This window comes from Trichothermofontia sp., from assembly GCF_053493415.1.
This window is the reverse complement of sequence record NZ_JBRCAD010000025.1, coordinates 1-16,905: the sequence shown is the minus strand read 5'-3', so window position 1 is coordinate 16,905 and position 16,905 is coordinate 1. Positions and strand designations below refer to the sequence as shown.

Below are 16,905 nucleotides of genomic sequence, written 5' to 3'. Positions count from 1 at the left end.
TACTTACTCAACTAGATCAAGCCACATCCCTAAATCCGCCACACTCGTAAACTCTAACAATGCCTCCGCCAATGCCTCCAACTGCGCCACCGTTAATTGACGAATGCGCGTTTGAACATCCTCCTCTACCTCGCCAAACCGCCGTGTTAATAACCGCAATAACAGGCTAACGGCTTCCTCTTGCCGACCTTCTTGCCGACCTTCTTGCCGACCTTCTTGTTGCCCCTCAGCAAACACATCTTGGTAAAAGCGCGTCTGCCTTAAGTCCGTTTCCGTAAACCCCAACATCTGCTGTATCTCCTGGCGACTCAACCGACTGAACTTATAGACCATGATAGTTTCTACCAAATCCAGCAGTTGCCCCTGCTCCTGAGCGTCCCCAACCTCGGCCCGTGCCCGCGCCACCCATTGCTGCACTGCGCCCATCGCCTGTGGTTCCGGTGTCACAATCAAGCGTACCAATCCCAGCATTAACGGTAGCTCCCCAACCTTCCCCAACCCATCAAGCTAAGTCTCAATGGAGATATATTTCAGCAAAGCTCGCTATCCTCATTCTCTTGGTGTCTCAAGCGTGCCCATAAAATTCTCCAGATCTGCTTGCAGATAGCTTAAGCAAGTAGGCAATTCCGCTGCTAGCTGTTCAACACGAGCAAACTTGAGATTAAAACTATAAATATTGCGGACTAGATGACGAAAAGAACAATAGTCATTCAGCATAGTCAGCGTTTCCGGCCTCAAAATACTGGGTCGAACATGCCGAACCGGAGCCGCCATTTGCCGCAACAGTTGCCGATGCCAATCCGCCGTATCAGGAACAGAACCCTCGATCGCTTGCGCAATTTGCTTCAGAATGCGCTCTACCCCTGAATAAAAACTATGCACATTCAGGGCAATCGTACCGATATAGTCTTCATCCTGCGTCACCCTTAGCTTATTGAGCAGCACCTGATTTTTCTGCACTAAAGTTCTCAATTCTAGAAGTTCCTGTTCAATTTGACCCAATAGAATCGCGTGATCATGCATGAATGACTCTGGGTAACATTGTCGAGGAATCGAGGCTAGGGTCAATGCCTGGGTATTTTGTACTGTCATTGGCAACCCTTGCTCCAAAATAGCGCGTTGCAGACTGGGCTGGGCCGACTCGAACTGAACCAGATCAAAGGAAAAGTCTGAACTCAAACTCGATAAATCGTTGACAGCCTGATAATACTGACTATCAGACAATCCCCACACTGCCAAGTCAATATCAGAATGGTGGCGCAGGCTATGCGCATATAACAAGGAACCAAATAGCGCCACTTTTTTAACCTGATAGGTATCTAGGAGGAGTTTAGCTGCTGCTTTAGCAAGCAGCCAACCTTGCTGGCGACGTTTTTGTCTATCGATGACTAGGCTGTTAGAGAGCTTCATACTCAAAAGACTGGCGAATATCGAGATATTTATTAATCAAGCCGAGTCTAGTCAATCCAATAGATCTGTCAGCCTCGTAAACCCCAGACCTGCCTTCATAGCTCAGCCTACTCTAACCACCTCGGTAAACCCCAACATCTGCTGAATCTCCTGACGACTCAACTGGCTGAACTTATAGACCATTAGACCATGATAGTCTCAACCAAATCCAGCAGTTGCCCCTGCACCTAGGGGTCCCTCACCTCCCTGCGGGCCTTGGCTACCCATCGTTGGGCTGTACCCACTGCCTGCGGTTCTGGTCTCACAATCAACCGCACCAACCCCAGCATTAACGGTAGCTGCCCGACCTCACCCAGATCACCGAACCCAGATCACTGAGACCAGGGTTCCGGCCAAAAGTCTGCACTCAACACCTGCTCCACAGAAAACGGACAGATATCAGGAAACTGCTCATCGGGTAAATCGGTTTCAGCGATCGCCAGATCCCTAGCTTCTGACCAACTCTCAGCCATCGCTTCTGACAGACGGGGTTGTAAGCCGGAATTACGCCGTAGGAGCTTAGCGATCGCTGTTCGCTGCACTCGGATTGTCGCTCGCCAACTATTGCTGCGCCTCCAATGCTGGACTTGCCATTTTAGAAGATGAGCAGTCAATTGCATCAAGCGAGATTCCAGTTGGTCATAATGGCGATTTCCCAAATCATCGAGTTCCTCAATTAAGTGGGAGATATCTAACTGATCAAATTGGCCATGTCTTAATAGGCTCGCTTGTTGCCGAACCCAGGAATAAAAATCTTGCTCATAAAGCCTGTCATCCATGTCTTGGTCTTACTAAAAGTATTGACACCACTCGATTTTGTTTCCTCAAGCATAAAGTACCTAACCGCCAAGCAGAATGGCCAGCCCAACGGTCAGTCCTGCCAGAAGCAACAACTATCCTCATTCGGACTGCTCCAACCACCCAACTAAATCCGCCACACTCGTAAACTCTAACAATGCTTCCGCCAATGCCTCTAACTGCGCCACCGTTAATTGACGAATGCGCGTTTGAACATTCCCCTCTACCTCGCCAAACCGCCGTGTTAATAACCGCAATAGCAGGTTAACCGCTTCCTCTTGCCGTCCTTCTTGTCGTCCCGCTTGTTGCCCCTCAGCAAACACATCCTGATAAAAGCGCGTTTGCTTTAAATCTGTCTCCGTGAATCCCAACATCTGCTGTATCTCCTGGCGACTCAACCGACTGAACTTATAGACCATGATAGTCTCTACCAAATCCAGCAGTTGCCCCTGCTCCTGAGCGTCCCCAACCTCGGCCCGCGCCCGCGCCACCCATTGCTGCACTGCGCCCATCGCCTGTGGTTCCGGCGTCACAATCAAGCATACCAATCCCAGCATTAACGGTAGCTCCCCAACCTCCCCCAACTCATCCAGGTAAATCCGTTGTACCTGGGGACTGTTGAGCAATGGCTCAAAGTGGTATGTCTCGCCTGTATCTACCACCCGACTCGGATACAGCACCACAATCTTCCACGGGTTGGCCGGCTGATACTGACGAATATACAACGCCACCTCACTAATCAGACGGATGTAGAAGCCTTTCTCCCCCTGAAACTGCACCTCCAAAAACACGATCGGCGACACCTCATCGCCATCCGGCGGCGCAAACACCCCATCCAGCCGAAACGCCGTCTGCTTCAACTCCACCGACTGGAAGCGATAGCCACTCGCCGACGCAGGCATCTCCCCGATCAACTCAAACAACAAACTGGGCCGACGCTGGAACAGCCGATAAAACAAACTATCCGTCTTCATCTCGAATCCACTGTCTAGTCTGGGAAGAAATCGTCATTTATGAGATCCGCCCAAGCGTAGGGACAGCGCAGAGGAAAGGTTGTTTCAGGCAATGTGGTTTCCTTAATAGCGCCTTTGCGCCCATACTTGTAACCTTTTTCGATCATTTCATCTAAGTGAACTTGGAGTCCTGGATTATCGTCTAGTATGCGTTCTAGTTGAATCCGTTGTTTATCAACGGAATGCTTCCAACTTCGGGAGCGACGGCTCGGCTGAAATTGCCATTTCAACAGATACAGAGTGAGTTGTTCAATCGCTGAGACAAAAGCCCTGTATTCACTCCGTCCCAAGTCTTCAACCTCTGCAATTAAATGCTCCCAGTCTACTTGATGATATTGCTGATCACGCAATAGTTGAGCTTGCTGCAAAGACCAAGTATAAAAGTCACTTTCGTAAAGAGAAGAGGATTTCATGAATCGAGTGCATCATCTCGTTAACTTAATTCAACACGGTTCAAACACCAGTACAAACAAGATGCCGAAACCTACGCGATTTATCAACGGGTTGCTAGCCGTTGGAAACTTGCCGATCGCGCTAGCAACTCCTCATAAGTCCCTTGAGCCACCACCCGCCCCCGCTCAAACTCAATAATCAGATCACAATCCTGCACCGTACTCAGCCGATGGGCAATCAAAATCACCGTCAAGTCCCCCCCCAACTGATTAATTGCCCCCATCACCGACTTTTCTGTTGCATTATCCAGCGCACTCGTCGCCTCATCAAACACCAACACCGATGCCCGCCGATATAACGCCCGTGCAATCCCCACCCGTTGCCGTTGCCCCCCACTGAGGCGAATGCCCCTTTCTCCTAACTCAGCCCAATAGCCCTCTGGTAGTTCCTCAATAAAGGCCGCAATTTGGGCTTGTGCGGCTGCCTGTTGCACGCGTACCAAATCAATCGCCGCTTTCGGTACCCCCAGCGCAATATTCTCCGCGATCGTCGTATCCGCCAGATAAATATGCTGCGGCACATGGGCGATCGCCTGCTGCCAAGCTCGACAATACTCCCCGACCAACGGCATCCCATCCACCCACACCTCCCCCTGCGTGGGTGTCAACAACCCCATGAGCAAATCTACCGTCGTACTCTTGCCACTCCCCGTAGTCCCCACCAAGCCGACGCGCATTCCCTTGGCGATTTTGAACGACACCTCCGTCAGCACCCACGGGCCATCTTCCCCATAGCGAAAACTAACCCCTGCAAACGCGATCGCCGACTGCCACTCTAACGCCGGAGGGGCGGGCTGCAAGGCAATAGCCGGGACCGACTGGTCCAACAAATCCAACACATCCTCCGCCGATCGCTGATCCCCGCGAATCCAGGCCCAAGCGGAAAACATTTGTTGTAAAGCCGGCAATAACCGCTGTGCCCCCACCGCCAATGCCCCCAACATCGGCAATGCTGCGGCCCCGCCACCGGGTTCTTGGCGCAGCCCATAGGCGATCGCCGCAATCAGCACCATCCCCACCGATTCCATCACATAGCGGGGACTCGCAGTCATAAATGCGTTACTAGCCCGCGCCTGTCGCAACGGCCAATCCGCCTGCTGATAGATCTGACAATAAAACGGTTGACTATTCCCCAGCAAAACATCGCGAATACTCCCCAACCCTTCCTGAAGCGCCTTAATTCGCAAGGTTTGCTTGCGACTAATCAGACGACTATTATGCACTAACCGCTGCCGTGTCACATAGATCAGCGCCCCATATAACCCGCCAAACCCCAAAAAGGTTGTTGCGGCAACTAACGGTTCAATCGCAACCAGCGTCAGCATAATAGCCCCCGCCGTCACGATCGCACTCACCAGCGTCAGAGCTTGTACAAGAGCTGCGGTCACGCTCTCAATTTTACCCACCGCACTAATCATTTCACTCGTATTGCGAGCGATATGGACTGGGTAGGGCTGGTATAACGTCCGCCGATAAACGGCTACCGCCAATTCATGGCTCACCCGCTGTACATACCCATAATTACACCACAATACCCAGAGCTTCATCGCCCCTGCCCCCAACGCCGTCAGGGCAAATGTGAGGGTTAGCGGCAACACCAACTGTTCACTCGTCGTTATCCCTAAAATCGCCGCCAACCGCGCCGCCATCGGATACTGAAACACCCGTTCCGGAGCCACAATCACGCCCAAAAACGGCAACACCGCTCCCAGCGTCAACGCCTCCGCCAGCCCGCTCACCAACATCAACACCGCCAACCCCGGCAACTGCCATCGCCGCCGCCGACTTAAATGCCGCCAGATTCGCCCTAGAACCGACCAGGTACTTGCCGGGTTTGCCACCTTTATTCAGCCTGCTCCAACCACCCAACTAAATCTGCCACATTTGTAAACTCCAACAGGGCCTCTGCTAATAGCTCCAGTTGGGCAATGGATAATTGCCGGATGCGCATTTGCAGCGCGATCGGTAAATCCCCAAATCGCCGGGTCAATTGCCGGATGAGCAAAGCAGTGGCTTCTTCTTGTCGGCCTTCCTGCCGACCTTCCTGCCGACCTTCCTGTCGACCTTCTGCAAAGACATCCTGATAAAAGCGAGTCTGCTTCAAATCGGTCTCGGTAAATCCCAACATCTGCTGGATCTCCTGACGACTCAACTGACTGAACTTATAGACCATGATAGTCTCTACCAAATCCAGCAGTTGTTCCTGCTCTTGAGGGGTCCTCACCTCCCTGCGAGTCCTAGCCACCCATGCTTGGGCTGCGCCTACCGCTTGCGGCTCTGGTGTCACAATCAGCTTCACCAACCCCAGGATTAACGGTAGCTCGCCGACCTCACCCAACTCATCAAGATAAATGCGTTGTACCTGGGAACTGTTGAGCAACACCTCAAAGTGTTGCGTCTCCCCTGTATCCGTCGCTCGGTTGGGATAAATCACCACCGCCAGCCAGGGGTTCTTGGGCTGATCCTGCCGAATATACAGAAACACCTCACTGAAAAAGCGACCGTAGAAGCCCTTCTCCCCCTGAAACTGCACCTCAACAAATACGATCGGTGATACCGTATCTCCCGCCGGGGGCGCAAACACCCCATCCATGCGAAACGCCGTCTGCTTCAACTCCACCGACTGAAACCGATAGCCACTCGCCGAAGTTGGAACTTCCCCTAGCAACTCAAACAATAGGCTAGGCCGACGCTGGAACAGCCGATAAAACAAGCTATCTGTCTTCAAGATTCACCCCCGTTCAGCCAATGATCCGAAAATCCTTGCTCCCTTGATAGGACATCTGGCGAGCTTGACGGCGCGTAAACTCACCCACGGATGGGTTGCCACTGGGCTGGATCACCCCTTGCGCCTGTTGCCAGAGATCCTTCGGGGCCAGCCTCACCTCATAGTGTCGATCGCCCTGGCGATGAACGTGATACCACCGCGTCTCCCCACACTGATCACACCAAAACGCCTCCAGCCACTCCTGGCTGATGGGGACAGCGGTCTTCGTCGCAATCAATAGTAATGACACCCGCCGCCCGATCCCACGGGCCTGTAGCTGTCCGGGGCGATCGGCATACAAGGGATGTTTTTGGCTCACACTCTCCAGGTAACAACCATGCGTGGGGCAGTAAATAGCCCGCCGCTTAGAACGCTTCCGATTTCGGTCACACCTTCTCCCCACTTCGGCCTCCTCTCACGGTACTTCTGACACAGCAAGTGGGAGGCTACGGGGGAGGGACTGAGATCTCTAGGACCGTCAAAGCCCAACTCCTTAAACCTATGAATCCTTAAGTTATCGATCAGTCTAGCCCACGATCGCCGGAGCGACCAGGGAGGCTAGCGATCACAACAGCGGCGATGCGTCATGCTTTCCCCCCATTCCAGCAACTTTAACTGGTGTCAGGATAGCGATCGCATTTGCCTCAGAGCAAATTCAGGGGATCGACATCGATCGTTAGGCTAACATTAGCCGGACAATATTGGCGCAGATCAGGCAGGGGCAGGGGAAACCGGGGGGAACGATCGCGGTTCACCTTTAGCAAAATTTGCCAACGATACCGGCGAGCAACCCGCATCACCTGGGCCGGGGCTGGTCCTAGGACATCATAACCGGCTGCATCGTGATCGTCAGGGGTCAGCAACCGCGCCAGAGCCTCGGCAGCCGCCTGCACCGACTCTAGATCAGGACTACTCAGGCGCAATAAGATTAATTGCCCTTGGGGCGGGTAGTGTAATTGGGCACGTTGCCGCAGTTCCGCTGCCAAGAATTCCGTAAACGTGTGTTGCTGAACCGATCGCACCACCGGATGCAAGGGGGTATAGGTTTGCAGCAGGACCCGGCCCAATTCTTCCCCCCGTCCGGCCCGGCCCGCCACCTGGGTCAGGGTTTGCATCGCCCGCTCACTGGCCCGAAAGTCCGACAGGTACAGGAGACCATCGGCGGCGACAACCCCCACCAGCGTTACCTGGGGTAAATCAATCCCCTTCGTCAACATTTGCGTCCCAATCAGGAGATCGGCCCCACCCGTAGCAAATTGGGTCAATAGGGTCCGGTGGGCACCCTTCGTCCGGGTGGTATCACTATCAAACCGGAGGGCACGCAGGTCCGGGAACAGGCTAGCCAGTTCTTGCATCACCCGTTGGGTACCGCTGCCAAAGTGCTTGAGGTAGGGCGATCCACAGGTAGGACACTGGGACGGCTGCGATCGCGTGTAATTGCAATAGTGGCAGCGGAGCAAGGGCTGGGCGTGGGCATGGGGATGATGGTAGGCCAGGGACACATCACAGTTAGGGCAGTCGATCACTGTGCCACAACTGCGGCAGGAGACGAAGGTACTATGCCCCCGACGGTGGATAAACAAAATCCCCTGTTGCTTCTGATCCTGGAGGGTTTGGAGGGCTGCCTGGAGGGCGCGGCTAAAGATCGATCGATTCCCCGCTGCCAACTCCTGACGCATATCAATCACCTCAATCGCGGGCATAGGACGGGCCTGGATACGATCGGGTAGGGAAAGATAGTGGTAGGGACAGGTAGCTTGGGGCGGTGGCGACTGCACCGCGCACCAGGTTTCGAGGGAAGGGGTGGCCGATCCCAGCAGCAAGGGGCAGTTTTCTAAATGCGATCGCCATTGGGCTACGGTACGGGCGTGGTAGCAGGGGGCAGGGGCATCCTGTTTGAAACTACTATCGTGTTCTTCGTCCAGGATGATCAGGCCCAATGGGGACAGGGGGAGAAACACCGCTGATCGCGTCCCAATCACCACCTGGGGGGGGCCACTGAGCAATTGTCGCCAGGTATCGTAGCGTTCCCCGTCACCGAGGGCACTGTGGTAGACACAGACTTGGCTGCCAAACCGTGCCCGGAAGCGATCGGTGAGTTGGGGGGTCAGGCCAATTTCCGGCACCAAGACCAGTGCCGATTTCCCCTGGGCTAACAGGGGCGCGATCGCCTGCAAATACACCTCGGTCTTACCAGACCCCGTCACCCCATGCAGCAACACCTGGGCATGGCCCGTCAACCGCCCAATTACCGCCACTGCCTCGGCCTGGGCGGGGGTGAGGGTTTGGGGACGATCGCTGGCCACCGCATGGGGGGATGCCCGCAGTACTTCCCGTGATTGCAACACCACATACCCTTTGCTGGCTAAGGTTTTGACCACCGAACTTTGAACCCCGCAAATCTGGAGTAGCTCCCGTAGCCAAAGATCACCCCCATGACGGCGTAATTCCATAAGAACGTGCTGTTGCTTAGGGGTAACGTCCAGTTCCGCACTAGGGTCAGCCACCAAGGTCACCGCCTGCTGCACCTTGGGACGCGTATGCCGGGGGGGTTCTAGATAGCTCTCCACCCAGCCCCGTGCCAACAGCTCCCGCAGACCGCGATCGGCCCCACGCACTTGGCGGCGCAGGTGTTGCCAACTGTAGTCGTGGGTTTTGGCGGCCCGTAAGTGTTCGAGCAACTGGGTGGCCGGGGGACTCAGGGGTAAGCTGTGAGCAAGCAGGTCAGCGAGGGGAGCATCCGGCAGCGATCGCCGGACCAACCGCTGACATAATGCCGGTGTCAGGCGGATACGGCGCTGGGCGCGCCCCAGTAGGCCGGGGGGAAGGGCTGTGCGGATCACCTGGATCAGGGGCGTATAGTAATAGGCTGCCACCCGCTGTAACAGTTCCCAATAGGTCGGGGAGAAAAAGCCACGGGCAATCACTTCCGTAATCGGACGTACTTGCGCTGGGGCCAGATCAGCAGGCAGATGGCTGAGGAGCCGGACCGCGATCGCCCCCACCTGTTGACTCCCAAAGGGCACACTCACAATGTCCCCTGGCTGTACCCCTAGATCCGGCGGTACCTCATAGGTAAATAACCCAGCCGCTCCTGGACAATCCACCAGGACCTCCGCCCATCCCATACCTGGATTGGGCCAGGCATAGATCGCGGGGGGATCAGCCGCTCCCACGGATGGGATTTGAGATTTTGGGATTTTAGATTTTAGATTTGCTGGATGTTGTGGGGTAGGCATCCTGCCTGCTCCTGATCGTATCCTGCCTGCTCCTGAGCATATACCGCCCTAGTTCTGAGTACCGCCCTAGTCCTGAGTACCGCCCTAGTCCTGACGACAGCCGCGACGGCCATCCCCGGTTCAAGGGCACTCCTGCCACAATGGCTGAATTGAATCATAACAGCATAGTTTAATTGTACTATAAAAATTCGCGCCTGACCGAAGTTGTTGCTTGCAGGGGGACTAGTGGTCCGTCATGCCTAAGGTTATGGGTTATAGGTTAGTGTTGTAGCTCTGCAAGACCCAACAAAGCCAAATTAAGTTTGACAGACCACTAGGGCACTGGCAGACTGAACTGCTCACCGGCAGGTAATAGCCCTAAATCTCCTGGGCGGCATAGAGGGCTGCCCCTAGCAGGCCCACCTGGGGGTTTAGAACCACCTGTACCGAGATGCGTTCGAGCACTGAGCGAAACCGCCCCTTATCCTTAAACGAGGCCATAAACTCCCCGGCCTGCAAGAGGGGGAGAATCTTGGGGGCAATCCCCCCCGCCACGTATAACCCACCGTAAGGTAGGAGTTTGAGGGCCAGGTTCCCCGCTTCCGCGCCATAGGCACTAACAAACAGGTGCATCGCCTCGACACACAGGGAATCGCCCCCCGCTAGGGCCGCCTGGGAAACCGCCGCCGACAGATCCGTGCCCTTTAGCCCTTGGGCCTGTTCCTGTTGCCAGGTGTGGAAAATTTTGGCCAGGGCTGGCGACTCCAACGCCGGCGATCGCTGGCGTAGGAACTGGTAGATCGACGCAATCCCCCGGCCAGAAACCACCCGCTCCACCGAAACCCGACTGATTTGGCGCTCTGCCTGGAGATAGATCCGCAACTCATCCTCTAGGGTTGAGCGGGGGGCAAAGTCGGCATGGGAACCTTCGGAGGCATAGACGTGATAGTGGCCCTGGCAAGGAATCAGGAAACACTCCCCTAACCCAGTCCCCGCCCCCAGCACGGCGATCGGTGCGGTCGGGTCCACCTCGGCGGCCTGCAAGGTCAATAACTCATCTGCCGTAAGGCCCAAAACCCCATAGCCGATCGCGGCAAAGTCATTAATGAGGGCTACTTTGGGGATCTGTAACGCCTGCTCCAAGCGATCAGCCGCCAGCGACCACTTGAGGTTAGTCAGCTTCGAGCTATTGTCAATAACCGGTCCGGCAATGCCAAAACAAGCACGGGCCACCGGCAGAGAGTGCCCCACCACAGTTTCCGCCGTTGCCAAAAACGTCTGCACCATCGGCACCAAGTCGGGGAAACTCTGGCTAGCATAGGTTTCCTGATATAACGTCGTGGGGGTGGGGAGGTCCTCCACCTGTACGGCAGAATCGACTAGGCGCAGGATCGTTTTCGTGCCGCCAATGTCACCAGCGAGGAGAATGGTCATGGTGTATTGACTCCCAGTTTCAAGATACTGGACCGAATGTGACAACAATCTGACCCCACTCGCTCAGCCGTGATCTGCCCGACGGTCCTTCAGGCAAAACCCTACCACAAACAGACGATTTTTCGCGGTATCATGGGGAATCAATGATACTAGGGGCGATCGTAATGGCTCCAGAGCTTACTCAGGAAATTGCTAAAAAACTACCCAAGATCTTTCAAATAAATTTAACAACCAAGCTATTAGGAGCCGTCTTTCTCATTATGGGAACAACGGTTATGGTAGTGCATATTCCCTGGCTGATTACCGCTCGTCGCAATATTGATGATATTGTTAGTTACGTGAATAACCAGGTTACGCAAGGCACAGGAGCCGAAGTTGAACGTATTTTTAATAACGTCGCTCTTGTCCATCACTTTATCGAACAATCCTTTCTGAGTCAAATCAGCTTGGATAATCCATACAAAAGAGAGCTTTTCTATTTGAAAATTTTAGAAGCAAATCCTGGTTTTTCCTGGTTACAATTTGGTTTTCCAAATGGTGATTTTTTTGGAGCGAATCGAGTTTCTGATTCCTTAAGTGTTGTTAACCGTCGATGGAATGATCTTGAGCAAATCGCCTTGAAGACATCAGACTTCTATACAATCGATGCTCAAGGAAATCTAAAAATTGGCCGCACAGAAATTGTCCGGGAAGATTTTTACTCACCCCAACGCTCTTGGTATAAAGCTGCCTTAGAAACACCGGGAGAAATTGCGTGGAGTGATGTATATATTTTTCGGACAAGTCGGACCCCTGGCGTTTCCTCTGGCTTAGTCCTGAAAGATCCGGATAGTGGCGATTTATTAGGAGTTGTTAGTATCGCTTTTGAATTAAAACAGGTCTCCACCTATCTACAGGATTATGATAAACATGGACAATTCATCTTTCTAAGCAATCTCAAACAGGAGATTATCGCCTCTTCTAGCTCGGAAGAAGCGATGTATACAACTGGTGAAAATGACGAACTTATGCTAAAAAAATTGGCAGATGCAACCGATCCTAATTTGCGAATTGCCAATCAAGTCATCAAAGCAGAGGCACTTAGTTTTAATAACCTGTCAACACAACAGAGCTTTCGGTATCGGAATCCTGAGACAAAGGAAAATTTCTTCGTCTCATTCTCACCCCTAGGTTACCACCAGTGGATGATTGGTACCGTTATTCCTGAAGCACTTTATCTCAAGGATATTCAGCGTAATCTTCAAACCTTAATCATCATGCTTATCAGCATGATTCTGATTATTTCTAGCCTGGTATTTCTCTTAGCAAAGTATTGGCTAGCCAAACCAATTTTGCAGATTACCAAAACTGCTGCCGCGATCGAACAGGGTGATTTCAAGGCGATCGCCCTGGCTGCGGTTATGGAGCGGACGGATGAGTTGGGGCATTTGGCCCGTGTCTTCAACCGTATGGCTCAAGAGATCTATGGCCGGGAGAAAGAACTAAAACAACAGGTTACCCAACTCCAGGTTGAAATTGACGAAGCCAAGCGTGCGAAGGAAGTAAAAGATATTGTTGAAAGCGATTTCTTCAAAGACCTCCAGAAAAAAGCGCGAACAATGCGTCAACGGCGATCCTCCTCGCCTAATGCCTGAATCCCTCAGGCTCCGATGTGACGATCGCTGTGACTATAATATACTCAAATAGACTGAAGTCAGGGTAGGTAGTCCAGTTGATCATCAAACAGCGTTGTGGGGTCGGTATCCTGCCGGATGGAATTTTAGATTTTAGATTTTAGATTTTAGATTTGCTGGATGTTGTGGGGTAGGCATCCTGCCTGCCACTCAGACAGCCGAGACGGCTATCCCACAACTCATCAGCACAGCCGAGGCTATCCCACACTAGACAGCCGAGACGACTATCACGTTTAATTTGTAAGTTTGCGATCGACGACGCTTTAATGACACTTCCCAAACCCGTTAGGGCAAACGCTATAAAGGTTATATGCGATAGGCGCTATTCATGCTACTAGATGAGACAAATGTAACCTATGACGAGCGGGTGGCGGTTGCTCTGTTAACGGCCCCTTGGGTTGAGAATTGTGTGGTCCTACGGCGAACCAATCAGCACACCGCTAAACCGGAACGGGTCGCCTATGTGGTCCTCAGTGGCAACTTTTCCGAAGCACGGTTGCGCCAGCACCTCGCCAACACATTACCTGCTGACGCGCTGACGGATCTGGTATTTGTGCCCATTTCCCAACTGCCCCTAACGGCAACGGGTGAGGTGGATCGGGAACAGTTGACACGGATCGGCGTGGTCGATGCCAACCTAGCTCAGGCGTGGGAAAAGACCCTCCGGGCTAGGGTAACCGACGCGGAAGTGGCTGTGGTCCTTAAGCCGTACACGCCGCCAACGCCCTACCTCCATCATGCCGATCTGTTACCCCACGGGCAATTTTTACATCACGCCGCGATCGCAACAGCCCCGACGATCGCGGAGACTGCTCCCCCGGTCGTCGATGCCTCACCCCGTAGGCCGATCGTCGCCCCGGACCGATCACCCGCCCTGAGTGCGGGGGCAAGGGAAGATTGGGGGCCAGATTTCCCAACTAACCTGGGGGCCTTACTGGTACGAGCGGCCCAGCAGTTTCCCACCCACGGGGTGACCTATCTACAGGCGGACGGGACGGCGATCGCCCAACCCTACCCAGATTTACTCGCCCAGGCGGAACGGCTGTTGACGGGCCTGCGCCAACAGGGACTCCAGCCCCAGGATAAGGTGCTGTTCCAGTTTGAAAGCCACCCAGCGTTTATTACCGCCTTCTGGGCCTGTGTGTTGGGGGGGTTTGTGCCCGTCCCGATCGCGGCAGCCCCGGTCTATGATCCCAACAACAGCGTGGTCAAAAAACTGCTCAGTGCTTGGCAGCGGTTTCAGTCCCCCCTAATCCTCACCGAGGGGCGGCTGAGGGACCCCATCCAGACCCTGGCAGCGGCGGTGGGTGCTGAACTGCGCGTGGCGGCGATCGCAGACTACGAGGGTTGTCTCCCCAGCCCTGATCACCATCCCAGCCAGGGAGAGGATTTAGCCCTCCTGTTACTCACGTCGGGCAGCACCGGTGTGCCTAAGGGCGTGACCTTGAGTCACCGCAATCTGCTCCATAGTGTGGCAGCGACAGCGGAACAATGTGACTTTAGCAGCCGCGATCGCTTTCTCAACTGGTTGCCCCTGGATCATCCGGGGCCAATCATTCGCTGCGTCATCCGCCCAGCCTACTTGGGGGCGCAGGCGCTCCATGCCCCCACTTCTGCCGTGTTAGCCGATCCCCTACGCTGGTTTGACTGGATCGAAGCCCATCGGGTAACGAGTGCCTGGGCACCCAACTTTGCCTTGGCGTTGGTGAACGATCGAGCCGAGGCAATTCAGCAACGGCGGTGGGATCTGTCCTGTGTGCGATCGCTGCTGAATACGGCGGAACCGATCGTCCTCCCAACCGCCCGCCGTTTTTTGGAACTCATGGCCCCCCACGGTTTGGCCCCCACGGCGATGCACGCCTCCTGGGGAATGGCGGAAACCGCTTCTGGGGTTACCTTTAATCCCACCTACCTGGTTGATCCCCCTGGTCCCTATGGCGATGCCTTTGCCAATTTAGGTGCGCCTATGCGGGGGATTGCCCTCCGGATTGTGGATGAACACGGGCACGTGGTCCCAGAGGGGACGATCGGGGCGCTGCAAGTGCAGGGGGCGTCGGTCACGGCTGGTTACGATGAAGCCCCGGACCTAAACCAGGAAGCCTTTGATGCGGGTTGGTTTAAGACGGGCGATCTGGGGTTTCTCGAGCACGGCCAATTGACAATTACGGGCCGCAGCAAGGATGTCATTATCATCAACGGCAGCAACTACTACGCCCACGAGATTGAAGCCGTGGTGGAGGCTATCCCAGGGGTGGTGGTTTCCTATACGGCGGCCTGTGCCAGCCGCCCCGTCGGCAGCGATACAGATGAACTGATCCTGTTTTTCCACACCCCCTTAACCGCCGAGGTCGATCTTAGAACCCTGCTCAAAGCAATTCAGACCGCCGTTGTCCAAAAGTTAGGCATTGTGCCGGCGGCCCTCCTGCCCGTAGAACCAGCAGTGATTCCCAAAACCTCGATCGGCAAAATTCAGCGATCGCAACTGCGGGAACAATTTGAGGCCGGTGCGTTTGACCCCATCCGCAAGCGGGTGGATCTGCTCCTGGGCAACAACAATACCCTCCCCGATTGGTTCTATCGCCCCATCTGGCGGCCCTGTCGCTTGCTTAATCAGGGGCCGTGGCAACCGGTGGGGCACACCTTGCTGCTGGTGGATGAGGCCCAGAAGGTAGCGTGGTGCGATCGCCTCCAGCAGGCCGGACATCGCTGCATTACCGTCACCCCGGCAACGGCATTTTCCCAACGGGCGATCGATCACTATAGCCTTGACCCCCACCAGCCGGAACACTATGCCCAATTGATCACAGCGATCGCCGCCCAGGGGATGACCCTCGGTCAGATCATCCACACCTGGACCAATGCGGCTGATCCGCAGGCGGCGATCGATGCGGTGGATAGCCTCGAACACCTACAACAGATCCTGGCGGTGGGGACCTATAGCCTCCTGGCATTGGTACAGGCGATCGCCCAGGCCCAATGCCACACGGAATCGGTGAAACTCGCCGTGGTTTCCAGTCAGGTCCAGGCCGTCACCCCCGGCGATCGCATTGCCTACGCCCACAGTCCAATGCTGGGGTTGCTCAAAACCTTTCCCCGGGAACTGCCCTGGCTTGACAGCTTCCACATCGATGTTCCCGTTGGTTTGGGGATAGCCGCGATCGACCGGCTTCTGGCGGAGATGGCGGCCCTGCCCCGCGCCCGCGAGGTCGCCTACCGTCAGGGGGAGCGGTTGATCCCCCGCCTGGAACCGGCTGATCTCTTGCACCAGCCCACCCAGCCCCTCCCATTCCACACCGGGGGAATGTATGTCCTCAGTGGGGGCCTAGGCGGCATTGGGGTTGAGATTGCCCGCTATCTATTAACCCACTATCAGGCCAAGTTGCTCCTGTTGGGCCGCACCCCCTTACCCCCTGACGAGACATGGCCCCAGTGCATCGCCCAGGGGGGAAAACAGGCCGAGCGCCTCCAGGCCTACCAAGCCCTGCAATCACTGGGCGGCGCGATCGCCTATGCAGCGGTTGATATCGGGAATCCGATCGCCCTCCAGGCCGTGGTCCAGCAGGCGAAGCAGGATTGGCACTGTGAACTTAAGGGGGTGATCCACCTGGCCGGAGTTGCGCCTAACCGGTTATTGATGGAGGAAACCCGCACCAGCTTCGCCGCCACCCTCTACCCCAAAGTTCAGGGCACCTGGAGTCTGTACCAACTGGTTAAAGATGATCCCAACTGCCTGTTTATCAATTTTTCCTCCGTTATTAGCGTTTTTGCCGGGGCAACCGTGGGGGCCTACGCAGCGGCCAATACTTTTCTGAACAGTTTCAGTGCGTATCAGCGTCAACAGGGGTTTGCCCAAAGTTTTGGCTTTTGCTCGAGCGCCTGGGATGAGGTGGGGGCCAGTCGGGGCAAGGAAGGGACACGGGCGCAGGGATTTTATGGTATGTCGATCCCCCAGGGTCTCCTGTCTTTGCTGACGGCGCTGTATCACAATCAAGCCCAAATCCTGGCGGGCATCGATGGTCTTCACCCCTTAATTGCCCCCGTCATTGAGGCGGCCAGCTACCCAACCCAGGCACTCGCTGCCTACATCGCTCCCCTCAAGCC

At 54.9% G+C, this 16,905-nt stretch carries 12 protein-coding genes; 2 read left to right on the top strand and 10 right to left on the bottom strand.

Annotation, left to right across the window (positions count from 1 at the left end):
• Positions 1–3 precede the first annotated feature (3 nt).
• The 10 genes from ACWIUF_RS02495 to ACWIUF_RS02450 all read right to left on the bottom strand — a co-directional run bounded on the left by ACWIUF_RS02495 (position 4) and on the right by ACWIUF_RS02450 (position 11,131).
• Positions 4–498: a DUF4351 domain-containing protein gene (locus ACWIUF_RS02495; protein WP_448570598.1), complete on the bottom strand. Its 495-nt coding sequence runs from the start codon at positions 496–498 to the stop codon at positions 4–6.
• A gap of 51 nt (positions 499–549) precedes the next feature.
• Positions 550–1,410 (bottom strand): ribonuclease toxin HepT-like protein, encoded by an 861-nt coding sequence (locus tag ACWIUF_RS02490; RefSeq protein ID WP_448570597.1) that lies wholly within the window; start codon positions 1,408–1,410, stop codon positions 550–552.
• Between the two features lie 371 nt (positions 1,411–1,781).
• Entirely contained in the window at positions 1,782–2,228 is a 447-nt protein-coding gene (locus ACWIUF_RS02485; protein ID WP_448570596.1) for a DUF29 domain-containing protein, read from the bottom strand.
• 120 nt (positions 2,229–2,348) lie between these two features.
• Entirely contained in the window at positions 2,349–3,221 is an 873-nt protein-coding gene (locus ACWIUF_RS02480; protein ID WP_448570595.1) for an Rpn family recombination-promoting nuclease/putative transposase, read from the bottom strand.
• 14 nt (positions 3,222–3,235) lie between these two features.
• Positions 3,236–3,673 carry a DUF29 domain-containing protein gene (locus tag ACWIUF_RS02475; RefSeq protein WP_448570594.1) on the bottom strand — a complete coding sequence of 146 codons (438 nt, stop codon included), beginning with the start codon at positions 3,671–3,673 and terminating at the stop codon, positions 3,236–3,238.
• 83 nt (positions 3,674–3,756) lie between these two features.
• The gene (locus ACWIUF_RS02470; protein WP_448570593.1) at positions 3,757–5,553 is read right to left on the bottom strand and encodes an ABC transporter ATP-binding protein; all 1,797 of its coding nucleotides are present in this window, start codon (positions 5,551–5,553) and stop codon (positions 3,757–3,759) included.
• Positions 5,554–5,555: 2 nt separating this feature from the next.
• Positions 5,556–6,440, bottom strand: coding sequence for an Rpn family recombination-promoting nuclease/putative transposase (locus ACWIUF_RS02465; protein ID WP_448570592.1), 885 nt, complete (start codon positions 6,438–6,440; stop codon positions 5,556–5,558).
• A gap of 13 nt (positions 6,441–6,453) precedes the next feature.
• On the bottom strand, positions 6,454–6,798 hold the full coding sequence (locus ACWIUF_RS02460) for a hypothetical protein (RefSeq protein WP_448570591.1): 345 nt from the start codon (positions 6,796–6,798) through the stop codon (positions 6,454–6,456).
• Between the two features lie 325 nt (positions 6,799–7,123).
• Complete coding sequence (gene priA / locus ACWIUF_RS02455; RefSeq protein WP_448570590.1) at positions 7,124–9,718, bottom strand: primosomal protein N'; 2,595 nt, start codon at positions 9,716–9,718, stop codon at positions 7,124–7,126.
• Positions 9,719–10,075: 357 nt separating this feature from the next.
• Positions 10,076–11,131 carry a glucokinase gene (locus ACWIUF_RS02450; RefSeq protein ID WP_448570589.1) on the bottom strand — a complete coding sequence of 352 codons (1,056 nt, stop codon included), beginning with the start codon at positions 11,129–11,131 and terminating at the stop codon, positions 10,076–10,078.
• A gap of 164 nt (positions 11,132–11,295) precedes the next feature.
• On the opposite strand from ACWIUF_RS02450, the gene ACWIUF_RS02445 reads away from it, so the two are divergent.
• Both ACWIUF_RS02445 and ACWIUF_RS02440 read left to right on the top strand, forming a co-directional pair.
• Positions 11,296–12,765, top strand: coding sequence for a HAMP domain-containing protein (locus tag ACWIUF_RS02445; protein WP_448570588.1), 1,470 nt, complete (start codon positions 11,296–11,298; stop codon positions 12,763–12,765).
• A 367-nt stretch (positions 12,766–13,132) separates the two neighbouring features.
• Positions 13,133–16,905: SDR family NAD(P)-dependent oxidoreductase (locus ACWIUF_RS02440; protein ID WP_448570587.1), on the top strand; the 3,773-nt coding region annotated here is incomplete at its 3' end.

Excerpts from the sequence above, each read along its gene's own strand:
- ACWIUF_RS02445 (WP_448570588.1), top strand. The coding sequence starts at position 11,296 with ATGGCTCCAGAGCTTACTCAGGAAATTGCTAAAAAACTACCCAAGATC.
- ACWIUF_RS02480 (WP_448570595.1), bottom strand. The coding sequence starts at position 3,221 with ATGAAGACGGATAGTTTGTTTTATCGGCTGTTCCAGCGTCGGCCCAGT.
- ACWIUF_RS02450 (WP_448570589.1), bottom strand. The coding sequence starts at position 11,131 with ATGACCATTCTCCTCGCTGGTGACATTGGCGGCACGAAAACGATCCTG.
- ACWIUF_RS02475 (WP_448570594.1), bottom strand. The coding sequence starts at position 3,673 with ATGAAATCCTCTTCTCTTTACGAAAGTGACTTTTATACTTGGTCTTTG.
- ACWIUF_RS02490 (WP_448570597.1), bottom strand. The coding sequence starts at position 1,410 with ATGAAGCTCTCTAACAGCCTAGTCATCGATAGACAAAAACGTCGCCAG.
- priA (WP_448570590.1), bottom strand. The coding sequence starts at position 9,718 with ATGCCTACCCCACAACATCCAGCAAATCTAAAATCTAAAATCCCAAAA.
- ACWIUF_RS02485 (WP_448570596.1), bottom strand. The coding sequence starts at position 2,228 with ATGGATGACAGGCTTTATGAGCAAGATTTTTATTCCTGGGTTCGGCAA.